We start from the raw sequence: 16,159 nt of genomic DNA, 5'->3' as shown, positions 1-16,159 counted from the left end.
TGGCGTGGCAAGTGGCGTGGCTTTTGGCGTGGCAAGTGGCGTGGCAAGTGGCGTGGCTTTTGGCGTGGCTTTTGGCGTGGCTTTTGGCGTGGCAAGTGGCGTGGCTTTTGGCGTGGCTTTTGGCGTGACTTTTGGCGTGGCTTTTGGCGTGGCTTTAGGCATGGCGGTTCTCCGTGCAGACAGTTGGTTTATTGGTTTATTCTTCAATATTCGATACCTGCAAAAAAGTAGCTTAGTTTCTTTACGCATTACTTTACTACCCATACCTTCTCTTTCTGTTCGCTTAAGAAAATGGCTGGAACAGGATTGGGAAACAGGTTTGAAAAACATTAACCAACTGCTTGCATATACCTTGCAATTTATCCCTGCTGTCAAAGCTGTTAATCAAGTACTTGCTAAAACTTCTGCCGAACAAATTATTTATCGTGTCTCTCAGTTAGCTGAAGCACCTTTTGATTGGAAGTTAGTCGGTTTCGCTTCCGCTTCTTTAACAAAACAACTCTTAAGAGACTTTTTATTCATTCGCAATTTCAAAGATCCATTTTCTCCTCCTTTGAGAGTGGAAACTCGATTAGATACAAAGGCTCACGCATCTGCTGCGGGTTTTTGGTATCTCCACGAAAAAAAACCAGCTAAAGCAGAAGAAGCTTTTGCAGTAGTACGTCCTCTCCTTTATGGCGAAGAGATGTACGCCCTTGCCAAAGCTCTGACAGTTTTTCAAGGAACAAAAGATTTTGATGATATTGCCAGAATTCCTATAGATAATTTACATATAAGGTCTCTACAATCGTCGCAGGAAAACTTTTTACGCCCAACAACTTGGAAGGCAATTTCAAATTTGCACCGCGTTGTGGAAGATATTCAAGTTGTAAAGCGCAGCGTATCCCGCGCAACCCGTTCTTTTTCACTTAACCGCGCTTTGGGAGAACTCACCAACATCTTAAATAATTCCAAAACCCTACCCGAAGCAGAAAGAGAACTCATTATTGATATAGCCCAAACTTGGCAAAAAGCTTTACTGCAAATTGCTGGTGAAGTTGGGGAAGTTTCCATCACTAAACCTGTCCGCAATCCGTACATTATCGGCGATCCAGTTATTGGAGAAAAATTCGTCGGAAGGGAAGAGGTGATGAGGCAGCTTGAAGAATTATGGGTGATGGGCGAGCAATTACAATCTGTGGTAATTTACGGTCACAGACGCATGGGTAAAACTTCGATTTTACGCAATGCTGCTAACTCTGTAGGCTCGGGGGTGCGGGTAGCCTACGTCAATATGTTAAATTCTGGCAACATTTCCGAGGGAGTTGGGGAAGTGTTGATGGTAATATGTGATGCTGTTTCCGAAGCAGTTAATGTTCCACCTCCCGATGACGATAAATTACTCAAGCTTCCCGAAATTACTTTTAAAAGATATTTGAAACAGGTTGTAGAGACTTTCCATGCAACGTCTTTACGGGGTTTAATTATCGCTATTGATGAGTTTGAGAAAATCGAAGAATTAATTGCAGCAGGAAAAATTTCTGAAAATTTTCTTGGTTATCTGCGGGGATTATTGCAAATGAATTCTCAAGTTGCTTTTGCTTTTGCAGGTTTGCATACTTTGGAGGAGATGACAGCAGATTATTTTCAGCCCTTTTTCGCTAGCGTTATTCCCATTCACGTGGGTTTTATGGAGCGTGCTGTTACCCGTCAAATTCTTGCTAATCCTTCTTTAATAAACCCAAATATTAATAACGAAGATTTAGAAAATACAGAAGAATTCCTTCTCGACTACAAACCAGAAGCATTAGATAAAATATACGAATTCACCCACGGACAACCTTATTTAGTGCAATTAATCGGCTTTGTGCTAGTTCGCCACTACAACGATCAAGTTTTTGAATTAGGACGTAAACGCGACGCAGTTTTCACGGTGGAAGATGTGGAAGCAGTTGTTAATAATACTGAGTTTTTTAAGCGGGGACGCTACTATTTTGAAGGGGTTTGGAGTCAAGCAAAGCAGGGTGCAGAAGGACAACAAGCTGTACTGAAGGTACTTGCACCGCATCCAGAAGGATTGAATTATGAGGATGCGATCAAAGAAGTTTCTCAAGAAGGTTTTGATAAAGCAACTTTACAAACAGCAATCGATACTTTACAGCGTCATGATGTTATTGCAGAAACTCAAGGACAATGGCGTATTATTGTGGAATTGTTTCGCCGTTGGTTGATGCAGTAATTAATCTCGCGTAAAACCTAAATTTAACTCAAACGATAAAGTTGTTGCGGTTCAAATTCTATTAAAGGCTTACAATCCAAATCCCGTAACTATATTTAATGCAGTGCGAATAGATTCCCAGTATTCTTCCTCTAATTCACCAAGCTTACCTAAAATACGATGATGATCTACAGAACGAATTTGCCCTACATCTATAAAACGTTCTTTATCTAATCCATTTGCAGGAGTTGGTTTAACATTCACTATATAAGGAGCTTCTTTACTTCCGGGTCGAAAAGGCATCACAATAGTTAATAGCCCATATTGGTTCATGATGTCATTTTGAACTATTAGACAAGGGCGTGTTTTTTGCGCTTCAGCCCCTACTGTTGGATCGAGTTTTACCCACCGAATTTCTCCTCGTCGGTAAGTCAAATTATTCTGGGGCATTAATCCCATCTCCTACAACAGCATCCCAAGCAGCAATTTCAGCTTGATACTCTGAGTCTTGGGCATCCTCTTGTAGAGCGGTAATCATTTGTGATTCTAAATTACGACGACGATATTCTGCTAAAAGTGCGTTTATATAGGCGCTACGATTACCTTTTGACTGAGAATCTACAAATTGTAAGATGTCATCTTCTAAAGTGATTGTGACTTTCTGCATCAGTCTTACTCAAATATATGACTGAATTATCTTACCACGATATTCTTAACCCGCGCACCATCCGGGTTTCGCTTGTGTAGCAGCGGTTTCAACCACCAGGTATTTTGAAGGCAGAGCCTTTAGATAATGGGTTCCCAGTCTCTTGCTGGGAACCAGTTTTGATCTCAACCCAACTCACAAATCGCTTTCAAAACCTGCAACAACTCAACCGCTCGCTCGGATTCCATCAAATTTAATGATGGCATTAACTGATATATCGGAGGATTTCCCTGTTGAATGTACACAAATTGATATTCTCTTCCGTTAGTAGTCAAACCCCAAACTGATTTTTGATGTTGTAAGCATTCATATGCGTAAGTAAGCAATTGCGGTAAACCAGCCGATACAGCAACTTCACTATTCTTAGATTCAATCACTAAAACCCAAAAATATGATTTTGCTTTATTAATAGCTAAAATATCCAGCCTACCTGTAACTTTTGTATCTTCGTCTTCAATAACTATATCGGCAATATTTTCTTCTAAAGCCATTTTAATAGGAGAGCGATAAAAGCCAGCTAATCGCATTAACGGAAAAACTGTTAACGCTTTTACTAATCCTTCTAATACTTTACTTTCTATAATGTAATTATCAAAATCCGTGCGAATTTGTAAAAGTTCTTGTCTTTCAAATTCGCTTAAAAGCTCTAACGATAACAATGATGTGAATGAATCATTGTATTGCCTTTGATAGCCGAAAAGACGGTGGATATCTCCTATTGATAAGTTTTTACTTTGGAGGATTGCCATAGGTTTAATTATTTATGTGAGGCTTTTACCAGAGATTGATTTCATACCGCAATCTCGACAATTTGAGCATTTGATTCTAGTTGGTGACTACTATTTGCAACTTCCAACCAACCTTCTATTGCATCTTTTAAATTAATTAATACTTCTTCCCGAGTTTCACCTTCAGTGATACAACCGGGGAGCGCTGGAACTTCAGCCCAATAACCACCTTCTTCTGCTGGATGAATAATTGCTTTTATTTTCATCGACTTTGGTTTTCTTTACTGATACCCAATTATGCTAACATTTGCAACAGATGAAAGGCTTCAAAAGCGCCACAATCCTGGTTTCAACCGCCAGGTATTTTCCCCTAATCAAAAATCCTACCCCCAAAAAATAATCGCCGAAAATTCCCAATCAAACATCCCTTCTTAACTCAAAACCGTTATAACAATAAAAGGAAGCTGTTGATGGGACAAAAGTTAGATGGGATGGATACCATTAAGAGAACGCATTAATGAACTACCTTTAGTTCTTGCTGGACCAATTTTACGACGTACCGAACCCGATTCTGTAACTGTATGGGTGGCTTTAAAAGCAAATCGTCATGTCACTCTTACAATATTTGATAAAAACCATAATTTCTTATTTGAAAGTACTAGAACTACGGCAAGAATTGGCATTAATTTACACGTTGTTGCTGTGACTGCTAAAACTTCATCAAATATACTTATTAATGGTGAAAATTATCTCTACGATTTACATTTTGGTAATGGAGAATTACTTAGCAGTCCTGGTATATTAACTGCGGCTGGTTCCCTTAAAGATATTACTTATCCTCAATATACATTGCCTTCTTTTGCTTTACCTCCAAGCAATTTAAAAGATTTACGCATTATTCACGGTTCTTGTCGCAAACCCCACGGTGAAAGCTTAGATGCGCTTGCTGCTGTGGATAAGATGATAAAAGAGGCGCTACAAATAGAACCAAAAAAACGACCGCATCAACTGTTTTTAACTGGCGATCAAATCTATGCCGATGATGTCGCTGATGTATTACTTTTTATGTTGATGGATGCGAGTGAAACGCTTTTGGGATGGTCTGAAAAATTACCTGGGGTTGAAAATAAACAGGAATTAAATCCGGGAAAACGCAATAATTTAGCGACTAAAACGGCTGGTTTGACGGCAAGTATTGGTAAATTAAATAACTTAACTAATATTGCGAAAAGTCATTTATTTACCTTTGGCGAATATTTGGCGATGCATTTATTTGCTTGGAGTGATGTCTTGTGGGTTGATGCTGAATTATTTCCCGATTTTAATGATGTGAATTCGGAACATTGCGAAGCTAAAAATGATCAGAGAAAAGCTTACGAAAAAGAAGTTGAATATATTAAAGAATTTTGGTCAACTCTCAAAAGTGTGAGACGTGCTTTAGCGAATATTCCTACCTATATGATATTCGACGACCATGAAATCACCGATGATTGGTATTTGAATATGGCTTGGTGTTCCCGTATTCTCGATAAACCTTTGGGCAAGCGGATTTTGCAAAATGGTATGCTGGCTGGTGCTATTTGTCAGGCTTGGGGTAATACACCGGAACAGTTTGAAAAAAATACGAATGGTGAGGAATTACTCAAAGCTGCTGTGGCTTGGAGTGTTGGTGGTGGTACAAATAAAATATTCTCCGAACAGATTACTAAACGAATTGGTTTATTTAGCGTTGCAGATATTCAACAAAACTCGCAAAAATTACCTCATTCCGATGCAGCTTTAACTTGGCATTATATTGTTAATGGCCCCGGTTATGAAGTGATAGTACTCGATACGCGCACTTGGCGAGAATTCCCTGGCAAAGATTTTGATTTTCCCGCACTTATTAGTAAGGAAGGTTACGACGAACAAATAACAAAGCAAGTGCGTAAAGATGATATTGAAATTAGTTTTGTTATTTCTCCCAGTCCTTTTATCGGAGTACCTTATATAGAAAACCTGCAAAAAATCGCCAAAAAAGTTTACGAGAAAATTGGTAATGCAGCTTGGGGTTTTGATACTGAGGCTTGGGCATTAAATAAAACGGCTTTTGAAAGAATGATTGCTAGATTGGCATTACGAGCATTACCTAATTCCAAAAGTCGTGTAGTATTTTTATCCGGTGACGTTCACTATGGTTTTGGTGCGCGTTTGCAATATTCGGCAACACATCCTTTTGAAAGTCCCGAATCTGTTAACTGCGAATTAGTAATTGCTCAATTAACTAGTAGTTCGTTTAAAAATGAAGTCGCGGGTATAGGTGGTAGCCATTCCGCACACAGACAAGGTTTTATTCCTATTAAAGTAAATAGCGATTTACCAACAGCAGAAGTATTAGGATGGGAAAATCAACAAGATAAAGAAGTAAATGTTGGTAATATGAGTCTGCTTGTCGAAGATATATTTCAACTTACTCCTTTAAAAATTAAAGGTATTCCCGGAATAATTGATTTAGTTAAACAAAGAAATAGTTTTCGGAAATTAGAAATTACTAAAAAACCAGAGTGGTGGTATCGAATTGATTTCCTCGCATCAAAATACGAAGGATTAGAAAAACCAAAAATTGAAAACCAAGAAGCGACTTCTGTAATTGCTCCATTACCGGGAGAAAACCGCAAACCAGCTTTAGAAAAATACTTATCAATGGCGAAAAACTATCGCGAATATCTGAGTAAAACAAAATACGGTACGGAAATTGTTGGTTTAAATAACCTTGGTGAAATAACTTTTGAAATAATAGATGGTAAAGAAATAATAGTTCAAACCTTGTGGTGGCGTTTGGAAAGTTGGGAAAATGGCAAAATGTTAGAACCGTTTCCGTTGACTAGATGTGAAATATCATTGGATTTTAATGACGAACAACATCCGATGAGTGATGTGATTAAGGAAGTAATAAACAGTTAGGAGTTAGGAATTAGGAGTTAGGAGTGAAGAATTAAGAATGAAGAGTTAGAGTTAGGATTTAAGAGGTAGGAGTTATAAATCATAACCTTTGACCTTTAACCTTTAACCTTTAACCTTTAACCTGTTTCAATGGCCCGAATTAGCTATGGTTTACAAGTTCAGAAACGAGCGAAGCGTTTGCTAGAGTCACTTTTGGCTTATGCTAACGATGAGTTCGATGTATGTAATGAAGTTGTAGTTGATGCAATACGTTCCCATATTCAAGTTCGCTGGTTAACAGAAAAACGGTTGGTTATCAGAACTAAGGTACGGTTTTTGCAAGAATTAACGGGTTTGCAAGGTAATGAAATTCCTTTAAAAGCCGAACAAATTAAAGAAGCACTTAAACGGTTTACAGATTTTCTAGAAATTCTCGAAGACAATCGCGCAACTCGTGGGGGTTCGGAAAATTGGCATTTTACCTTGAATCTTTGGTACTCTCGCTGGGAAACGGAAGCTAATTTAGAAAAATTTGATGCGGAATGGGAGTTGAGAAAAGGACAAGGGGACAAGGTGAATTTTTCTACCCCCTCTACCCCCTCTACCCCCTCTCCCCCCTCCTCCCTCTCTCTTAACTGGATCGAAATTTGTCGTCAAAGCTTAGAAGCAGATAATCACCGACGATTAACAACCAATCCCCTGACAAGTGCGGATGGTGTAAGTTTTGCGCTAGATGAAGTTTACGTACCGTTGGGTTTGGTGAAGCGCTCACGCCGTGAAAGACGTGGTGGTGATGTTCATCCAGGAAAGGGTTCGCAGCTATACGAGTCGGAAGATGGTGATGTTAGCGAAACTTTCACTTTAGATCAGTTTTTACAACAGTTGGAATCAAAAGAAAGTAGTCGTATTGCTATTTTAGGTGAACCTGGTGCGGGTAAAACGACGCTTTTACAAAAAATTGCCACCTGGTTAACCGATAATACGGAATTTTTACCAATTTGGATTTCTCTTGCGGATTTACAGGGAAAAAGTTTAGAAGATTATTTGATTGAAGATTGGTTGAAAGCGGCTACTCGTAAACGCAAGATTTCCCCAGAAATAGAAGATTCGTTTTGCGAACAGTTTAACCAAGGAAAGGTATGGTTGCTGCTGGATGCTGTGGATGAAATGGCAATAGAATCAAGTTTATCTTTAAGTAAAATTGCTGACTATCTCAAAGGTTGGGTAGCAGATGCGGCGGTTATTGTTACCTGTCGCTTAAATGTTTGGGATGCTGGAAAAAATGCTTTGTCAGATTTTGATACTTTCCGCAACCTGAATTTTACTTACGGCAATCCTAATAATTCAGATTTGATGGGAAAATTTATCAGTTGTTGGTTTCAGGAGAATCTACAATTAGGCGAAAATCTGCGAACTGAATTAGAACAACCCCCACGCAGAAGGATTCGCGATGCCGTTAAAAACCCTTTGCGATTAGCTTTATTATGTCGGATTTGGGGATTAAGACGCGGTGGTTTACCCAATACTAAAGCCATGCTCTACGAAAAATTTGTAGAAGCAATTTACGAATGGAAACAAGATAGATTCCCCACCACATCAACCCAGAGAAGCCAGTTAAATCAAGCATTAGGCAAACTCGCATTAATGGCGATCGCCAACGAGAAAACTAAGTTCCGTCTTAGACATCGTTTTGTATGCGAAGTATTAGGCGTACCCGAAGAAGGCTTGTTTCAATTAGCACTACAGTTAGGCTGGCTCAATCAAGTAGGAATATCAGAAGCCCAAGGTGAAAAAGTATACGCCTTTTACCATCCAACATTTCAAGAATACTTCGCAGCATTAGCAATTGAAGATTGGCAATTCTTCATAAATTCTCCCCCCTCTCCCCATCCCCCAATCTTCGAGTACCAATGGCGAGAAGTAATTCTACTGTGGTTTGGTAGGGATGATGTACCGCAAGCAAGTAAAGAAGAATTTATCAAGTATTTAATCGAATTTAAAGACGGTTGCGGTGGATTTTATAGTTACCAAGCTTATTTTTTAGCAGCGGAAGGAATCGCCGAATTTGCAGATTGTTCTTTATGCGAACCAATTTTAAAACAATTGATAAAATGGCGCTTTGGTTGTTTTCATTCTACACAGCAAAAATGGTGGAGATATCCTTCGCCAATTGCGGAAGGTGCGCGAGTTAGCTTGTTAAAAACCGATCGCAATTGTGCTATTACTGCTTTAGAAGAGTTTATTGCATCGAGTCAAAGCGATTTCGATACCTGGAATGCAGCTTATAGTTTAGGAAATTTCTTCGATCCAGGCAACAAAATCGCAATTTCCACATTAGAACAAATTATTACATCTTTTTACCATGAAAGCTTTCGTTTGCAAGCAGCAGATAGTTTAGCGAAAGTTGAGCCAGGAAACTCTATCGCCATAACTGCTTTAATTAACATTATTCAATCAACCAAAAAAGAATCTATTCGCAGAAAAGCAGCGTTTAGTTTGGGTAAATGCCAACCAGAAAATCAAATTGCTATTTCAACTTTAGAAAAAATCATTACTTCATCAATAAATAAACAGCAAAAGCAATATGCAGCAGAAAATTTATTAACTCTTGCTCCAGAAAATCAACTTGCTTTTACCGTAATTGCATTAAGTAATAAAACGAAGAAAGAGGATAAACCAACACGGCGAAACTCAAAGAATAAATCTAGAAATAATGATAAAGCAATTGCAGCTTTAGTTGAAGGAATCGAATCTGCAAAAAACGACGATAGTAAAAGACGTAGGGCTTTTAGTTTAGCGAAATTAGAACCAGACAATCAGCTTGCTTTTAATACTTTAGTAAACTTGCTTAAGTCAGCACAAAAAGATTCTGACAGAAAAAATGCCGCAGAAGATTTAAAGAAGATTCTTGATAACGAGCAAATGCCGAAATTAATTGCATCGTTGAAAGATTGTTTTTATGAAGAAGTTAACGAAGTGAATTTAGAAGAATCTAAACACTGTTATAAACTGCTGTGGTATTGTGCCGAGAAAATGAATTATGGGGATTTTTATCGAGCTTGGAATGGGAAAGGGTAATAATTGCTAAGACAATAAATTGATCTTCAGTTTTAACAAACATTAATTAACTGCATATTCAACATACTTTCTAAGCTCGGGAGGATGAAAACCTGGAACAATATCATCTTTAGGAATTCCAGCTTTGACTAAATCGTTACCAATCCCATCTTCAGTTCCATCCCGTTGAATCCAAATTTTATTATCTATGATATCTATATGAATCAAACAACCATGTGCCCTTGCGCCATTTTCCCAGCCCATCGTCATCAGCACAAAGTTATTACAATCTTGGCTAATAATTAGCTTATATTCTAAGTCACCATAAGAATAAGGAATTGCAGCGTATTCAGTCAATATTTTTTGAATTATTTGACGATACTTCGTTAATTTATCCATTGAACAATAACCTCCTTTTCTGAATCAAATACAAGCAATCGTAGAGATTTTTTTTGTATAACAAGATTACGAATTCCTAAATATATTTGGCGTGAGGGTTCAGTTTCTTCTAAAATATTTCGATAGAGAATATATTGTCCTAAAGCTTCTTCTAAATCTCTTACAGGTGAAATTTTCACAAAACTTTTGATTTCAACCGCTATCTTTTGCTCACCTTTTTGGGCTGCAAGAAGTTTACTTGCTCCTAAATCTACAAATAATTCTCTTAATCCCCATTTTAGCTTTAAGGGGTCGTCAGTAATTACCCACCCTTCTTTTTTAAGAACAGTTATCACCGTATCATGATAAATATCTTTGGCAGGCATTTAAGAGACTCCTTTGAGGAATGCATATGGGTTTAAATCAGATTAACTAAAAAATATATTAATAATATTCGATTATTTTAATGCTCAACCTAAAGTATTAAGTAATTTTTTTGTTCGTAGTAGCGCTACTTTGCGAGAAAACTGCGTTCATAGCGCCTCATGTTTCGGAATTCGGAAGCGCTGAAGCGCAACTACAAACCTTTTAAAAAGCCTGTACCCACTCTTTCACAAAATACTCAGTCCAAATTCCATTTTTCCAATAAGGATCGTTTTCTACTAATTTACGAACCGTCGCTTCATCAGCAGCTTCGTAAATTCCAAAAACTTGAGTACCATCCTTTGTCGGGCCAATTGTAACCAAAATACCATCTTCTTTCTGTTTTTTTAATCCATCCAAATGCTCTTGACGATAAGGAGCGCGTTTTTCTAAAACGTTCTCGCAGTAGCTGCCCCACATTATGTATTTAGTCATGATTTTTCTGTGAACAATTATCAGTGAACAATTATCAATTATCAATCTTTTTGGTCATTGATAATTGATAATTGTTTAGCTTCTTAAACTTACTCCAAATTTTTCCACCAAAGTATCTCGAACTTTTTGATGTACTGGTTCTACATCTGCATCGGTAAGAGTGCGATCGCCTAAACGATAAATTAACCGAAATGCTAAACTTCTTTGTCCTTCGGGTACGTTTTCGCCGCGATATTCGTCAAATAGTTGGACGGAATCTAATAAATTTTTACCGGCTTTGACTATGGTTTTTTCAATGTCGGCGACTGTCAAATTAACGGGTGCAAAGAAGGCGATATCTCGATCGGATGGTGGATAGGTAGAATAATTTTTGAATTTGGGTGTCAATACTTCATCTTCATCAATGGCATCCAAAAGAACTTCTAAGTCTAGTTGAAATACATAGACATCATCTGGTAAATCTTTTTCGCTACGAAGTTGGGGATGCACTTGTCCAAATACCCCCAATCGGTTTCCTCCCACCCAAAGCGAAGCGGTACGCCCCGGATGTAGGCGATCGTCACGTCTATCTGGCTGATATTCTACCTGCAATCCCATAACTTTAAAGACGCTTTCTAAAACACCTTTGGCTTCAAACCAACTTATGGATTTTTGACTACCTCCGCTCATCCACTTGCTGGAAGTAATATCACCTCCGATGATTCCTCCTGCGGCTTCTGCTTCTTGAAAACCATCTTCTTCTTGCCAGAAAATTCGTCCGATTTCAAAACCGTTACAAGCACCGTTTCCTTGTTGGATGTTGTATTGAAATGCATCAATTAAACCAGAGATCAAATCGGTTCGTAATGCTGAATATTCTGCAAACAAGGGATTACTTAAAACCACCTGTCTGTCTTCTCCCGGTTTAACCAAGGAGTAGTGCATTAATTCTGTTAATCCGGTAGCGCGGAATGCGGCTCGTAATTTGCGAATTAATTCTTGATCTACCGGTAAGTAACCTACTTCCGGCTTTTCCGGCAAAGTATCGCAAAGGTTGTCGTAACCGTACAAACGAGCGATTTCTTCAATTAAATCAATTTCTCGCTCTAAGTCGCCGTAGCGATATGCCGGTACGTTAACAGCCCAAGTTCCATCACCGGAAACTGTTAACCGACACCCCAAAGCGGTTAAAATCCGCTCAACATCTTTGCTTTTAATTTCTCCGGTTTCTTCTTCCCCTAAGTCTACAGGCCCAAGTATCTGATTAACTCGATCTAAACGCAATTCAATTGAACGAGTCCAAGTTGAAACGTCGGCACGGGTATCGGAAGTTTCTTGAGTTTTTAAGGTACCACCAGCAATTTCTACGATCAAAGATAAAGCCCGACGACAAGCGATTTCCAACTCGGCGTGATTTACTCCTCGTTCGTATCTGGTAGAGGATTCGCTTCTCAAACCGACGCTGCGAGATGAACGACGAATAACGGCATTATCAAACAACGCCGCTTCTAAAATTAAGCTTTCGGTGCCGTCATGAACTTCGCTTTCCTCTCCACCCATGACTCCTGCTAAAGCTATGGGTTTATTGTTAACGGTAATCAATAAATTTTGAGTTGATAAACTGCGGGTTTTCCCATCCAAGGTTTTGAACGATTCACCGTTATTCGCAAATCGCACCCCAATACTAATATCCTCGCTACCGGCAATATTTTGCAGTCGCGTGCGATCAAATGCGTGTAACGGCTGTCCCCATTCCAACATCACATAGTTAGTAATATCAACTATGTTGCTAATTGGTCTAACTCCCGCAGCTAATAACCTTTGCTGCAACCAGTCGGGAGAAGGAGCGATTTTAACTGCTTCAATAACCGTGCCAATGTATGCAGGACAAGCTTTAGTCTCATCAATTTTGATACCTAATTTGAGGGCACCTTGAGAAACCGATACTTCTTCTGGCAGGGGAATTTTTAGCTCAGCCCCAGTTATCGCCGCTACTTCCCGCGCTATCCCTACCATGCTCAAAGCATCGGCGCGATTTGCGGTAGCGGTGACATCTAAAATTACATCGTCTAAACCTAATAGCGGACGAACATCATCACCTATTTTGATATTTTCCCCAGAAAAAATATGAATTCCATCTACATCGGTGGGTAAACCCAATTCTTCCAAGGAACAAATCATTCCTTGGGAAGGTACCCCGCGTAATTTAGCGGGTTTAATCTTTAAATCTTTGTTTGGTAAGTAAGTACCTACGGTTGCAACTGGCACATATATGTCTGCACGAACATTAGCAGCGCCGCAGACAATATTCAAATTTTCATCTTCCCCGACATCAACCTGGCAAACGCTTAATTTATCAGCATTTGGATGTTGTTCGCGTGCGACAACTTTCCCGATTACAACCCCATCAGCCCAAGTGCGACGGTCTTCAATCTCTTCGACTTCAAACCCTGCCATCGTCAGTGTTTCTGCTAGGTCTTCCGGGCTTAAATGTAACTCTACAAATTCCTCTAACCAATTTAAAGATATACGCATGGAATATTTTTGATTATGCGATTAAAAATAGCGATTGAATAAACACGCACAGACTATTTTAAATGGGAATGGAGTATTAGCAATCAGGAATTGGCTAAGTCGGTTTTTAAGTTGTTAATATAGCGCCTTCTGCTTGAACGCATTGCATAAAATATCCGCAGAATGAGAAACAGGTGTTGCAAAAATTAAATCACTACTTAGAAAGCCGTTTTTTTTGACAAAGCCGGGTTTCTGGGTTATTTACTATATTTATATAATTACTATTGGGTTATATAAGCTGGAGCCTACTCCCTCCCTAAACAAAATGTTCAATTAATTAAGGCAGAGTGATTAAGCGAAGACTATATCAAGTATCAATCGTTTAAAACTTCAATTTCATCAAAATAAATCAAGGGATTTGAATGTATATAATAAAACACAATTTTATTTACATATCACATTTATGGGCAGGATAACTCAGCCAAAGTTATAAAAGTAATCAATTTTAAAATCGTGACAAAAAAATAAGCGTTAAACTTTGTTAACTCACTGGGAAAGTAAAGTTGAATTTTAGGTAGATACACTGTAGAATAATATTAGTTCAGTGAAATTATTAAATAATAATTAATTTCAGCGCACCAACTAATTGCTGTTTGGTGAAAGGTTTTGTCAGGTAAAAATCCGCTCCTTGTCTTATTCCCCAGATGCGGTCAATATCTTTGTTTTTGGAACTACAAAAAATAAGCGGTATTTTTTTCGTATTGAAATCTCTTTTTAACTTACGGCAAAATTCAAAACCACTCATTCCCGGCATTACTACATCTGTAATAATCGCATCTGGCTGATACAGTAGTGCTTTCTCTAAGCCGTCTTTAGCATTAGTTGCTCGAAGAACCCTATACCCAGCTTCTTCCAAAAAAATGCTCATCAACTCCAGCTGAGAAGGAGTGTCTTCAACAACTAAAACTGTAGCCATGCTGTTTCCTCACTATTTATATTTAGTAGTCGCGTTGACGAGTCATTGATAGCTGAGTTGCCACGACTTTATAACTGATATTGCCCAAACAAATCAAGTTAAATGCATAAACACCATTTTGAGTAAATCCGCCCGAGTAAAAGGTTTAGTTAAATAGCCACTAGCTCCTACTAATCTCGCTTTTACTTTGTCTACAAATCCTTTACTTCCCGTAACCATAACAATAGGAGTATTCTTAAATTTAGAGTTGTTTCGTATGATCCGACACAATTCATAACCATCAATTCCTTCCATGTTTAAATCTAATAAAATTAAATCTGGCTGATGTCGAATAATTGACATTACTGCCTTAAGAGGATTATCGATAGTAACAACAGAGAAACTTTCGTCTTCTAAAAAACGACTAATTTCTTTGAGCATTACTGGACTATCATCTACGGAAACAATTTTGTAAACTTTCTGTGGTGGTAAGGTTTCGGCAGGAGGAGCAGCTTTAATCTTTGAAGGCTTGATTTCTTTTTCAACTTTTTCTGTAGGAGGAGAAGCAAGTTGGGTAACAGGAGCAATTGTTACTTTGTTAACAGGTAATTTCTGCTTTGGAAGGGGAACAGCTTGTTTTTGTTTAGTATTTGTTTGTGGTAATGTTTCTTTTAAATTCGTTGTGTCAGCGACTTCTTTAATATTGCGTTGCCTTACCTTTGTAGGAGTTTTATATAACAGAATATCAGTTTTAGGCAGCTTATCGAATGGTGGATCTGGTTCGTGTAGTAAAATTGCCCCACTTTGGATATGGGGGTATAAACTTCTTGCTAGTTGAAGTTCATCTTGATTCATGATTACAGCAAGATGGCGCAAACTAAAACCCTTCATCCAATTGAGTAAATTCGGCTGAACTTCTGAGATTTTCTGTACTTGGGTTTTTGTATTAATCCACAGATAGGGACGTTGAAATGGAGAAGTAATTTGTGGATTAAAATTGTGCCAAGATTGCAATCTATCTTGAGAAAATGATAATAATTTATCGGCATCAAGTCGGCAAATTTTCGGAGATAAAATTAAATGTTTGTGAAATTCGTAAGTCCCTTTTTTGATTAATAGAAATGATTCAATTACTTCTTTAACTAACTCTTGAATTAGTACAGCCGCTTGTGTTGGATTCAAATATTTTTGAGTAACTAACCAACAAATTGCTTGATAATCTGAAGGCTGAGTCGGGGATATTGATTCTTGCGTATCTTCTACAGTTTTATCTGACAAACGCTGCGAATCTGGTTCAAACATCATGCGTAACTGCACGCGAATTTCGCTGGTTAAAGCGGGAATTTGAACCGAAAGCCGACGTAGATGACGCTCCAGTCGATCAAAAGGTTCTATAGAATGAGTTGCATAAGCTATTTTTCCTTCTTCTAAGTAAATCCACCAGTTAACCGAATGACTTTGAACTTGTAAACAAGTGTTCTCGAAGCAACTAGATAAGTGTCTTAACAAACTTAAAGGAGGCAATTTTGTGAAAGTCGCAAAATTATTCATATAGGATAGAAAATTACAGTAAATAAGACAAAATATTTGTAAACATCAATTTAACCGGCATTAAGTATATGCATAGTGGATATTCTGTATGAATCAATTTGTCCTCTTCTAACATGGACATATTACCAGCAAAAAATATTACATCACAGTTAAATTGTTACATTTATTTTAAGAATACCCGTATATTTAATACACTAAACAAAATGTTACTATTCCTTTAAGGATATGAGTTAATTAACTCTCTTGTTAATAAAAGATATTTTCTAATCCTTTACTATGCTCATCCAATAAGGGTTTTTTCTACATCTAATCTT

The 16,159-nt window shown here is 38.0% G+C and carries 13 protein-coding genes; 3 read left to right on the top strand and 10 right to left on the bottom strand.

The genetic code is table 11. From position 1 onward, the window contains the following. Nucleotides 1–2,218, top strand: a 2,218-nt coding sequence (locus ACM03V_RS31495; RefSeq protein WP_414624750.1) for an ATP-binding protein, incomplete at its 5' end; no start/stop codon positions are given. Nucleotides 2,219–2,287: 69 nt separating this feature from the next. On the opposite strand, the gene ACM03V_RS31490 is transcribed toward ACM03V_RS31495, so the two are convergent. From ACM03V_RS31490 to ACM03V_RS31475, 4 genes are all read right to left on the bottom strand, one after another. Beyond that, nucleotides 2,288–2,647, bottom strand: a complete 360-nt coding sequence (locus ACM03V_RS31490) for a type II toxin-antitoxin system PemK/MazF family toxin (RefSeq protein WP_414624749.1) — start codon at nt 2,645–2,647, stop codon at nt 2,288–2,290. Beyond that, complete coding sequence (locus tag ACM03V_RS31485; protein ID WP_414624748.1) at nt 2,634–2,864, bottom strand: CopG family transcriptional regulator; 231 nt, start codon at nt 2,862–2,864, stop codon at nt 2,634–2,636. The genes ACM03V_RS31490 and ACM03V_RS31485 overlap by 14 nt, the downstream gene beginning before the upstream one ends. A gap of 164 nt (nt 2,865–3,028) precedes the next feature. Further along, entirely contained in the window at nt 3,029–3,652 is a 624-nt protein-coding gene (locus tag ACM03V_RS31480) for a restriction endonuclease subunit R (protein ID WP_414624747.1), read from the bottom strand. 41 nt (nt 3,653–3,693) lie between these two features. Beyond that, nucleotides 3,694–3,897, bottom strand: coding sequence for a type II toxin-antitoxin system HicB family antitoxin (locus tag ACM03V_RS31475; RefSeq protein ID WP_414624746.1), 204 nt, complete (start codon nt 3,895–3,897; stop codon nt 3,694–3,696). A gap of 220 nt (nt 3,898–4,117) precedes the next feature. Here ACM03V_RS31475 and ACM03V_RS31470 point away from each other — a divergent pair, with 220 nt between their 5' ends. Then, nucleotides 4,118–6,574, top strand: coding sequence for a hypothetical protein (locus ACM03V_RS31470; RefSeq protein ID WP_414624745.1), 2,457 nt, complete (start codon nt 4,118–4,120; stop codon nt 6,572–6,574). A gap of 129 nt (nt 6,575–6,703) precedes the next feature. Further along, nucleotides 6,704–9,631, top strand: coding sequence for an NACHT domain-containing protein (locus ACM03V_RS31465; protein ID WP_414624744.1), 2,928 nt, complete (start codon nt 6,704–6,706; stop codon nt 9,629–9,631). Nucleotides 9,632–9,673: 42 nt separating this feature from the next. Here the strand turns inward: ACM03V_RS31465 and ACM03V_RS31460 are convergent, their stop codons facing one another. The 6 genes from ACM03V_RS31460 to ACM03V_RS31435 form a co-directional block, all read right to left on the bottom strand. After that, nucleotides 9,674–10,009: a XisI protein gene (locus ACM03V_RS31460; protein WP_414624743.1), complete on the bottom strand. Its 336-nt coding sequence runs from the start codon at nt 10,007–10,009 to the stop codon at nt 9,674–9,676. Further along, nucleotides 9,997–10,374, bottom strand: coding sequence for an element excision factor XisH family protein (locus ACM03V_RS31455; RefSeq protein WP_414624742.1), 378 nt, complete (start codon nt 10,372–10,374; stop codon nt 9,997–9,999). Before ACM03V_RS31455 ends, ACM03V_RS31460 begins: the two co-directional genes overlap by 13 nt. Nucleotides 10,375–10,576: 202 nt before the next feature. Beyond that, on the bottom strand, nt 10,577–10,846 hold the full coding sequence (locus tag ACM03V_RS31450; protein WP_414624741.1) for a YciI family protein: 270 nt from the start codon (nt 10,844–10,846) through the stop codon (nt 10,577–10,579). A gap of 75 nt (nt 10,847–10,921) precedes the next feature. Further along, nucleotides 10,922–13,360 (bottom strand): phenylalanine--tRNA ligase subunit beta, encoded by a 2,439-nt coding sequence (pheT, locus tag ACM03V_RS31445; RefSeq protein WP_414624740.1) that lies wholly within the window; start codon nt 13,358–13,360, stop codon nt 10,922–10,924. 592 nt (nt 13,361–13,952) lie between these two features. Beyond that, entirely contained in the window at nt 13,953–14,315 is a 363-nt protein-coding gene (locus tag ACM03V_RS31440; RefSeq protein WP_414624739.1) for a response regulator transcription factor, read from the bottom strand. 93 nt (nt 14,316–14,408) lie between these two features. Continuing rightward, on the bottom strand, nt 14,409–15,845 hold the full coding sequence (locus ACM03V_RS31435; protein ID WP_414624738.1) for a response regulator: 1,437 nt from the start codon (nt 15,843–15,845) through the stop codon (nt 14,409–14,411). Nucleotides 15,846–16,159 lie beyond the last annotated feature (314 nt).

Origin of the sequence: Calothrix sp. CCY 0018, assembly GCF_963920925.1 — a bacterium.
GTDB lineage: Bacteria > Cyanobacteriota > Cyanobacteriia > Cyanobacteriales > Nostocaceae > Rivularia.
The sequence above is the reverse complement of the archived record's forward strand: the minus strand, read 5'-3'. Positions and strand labels throughout refer to the sequence as shown.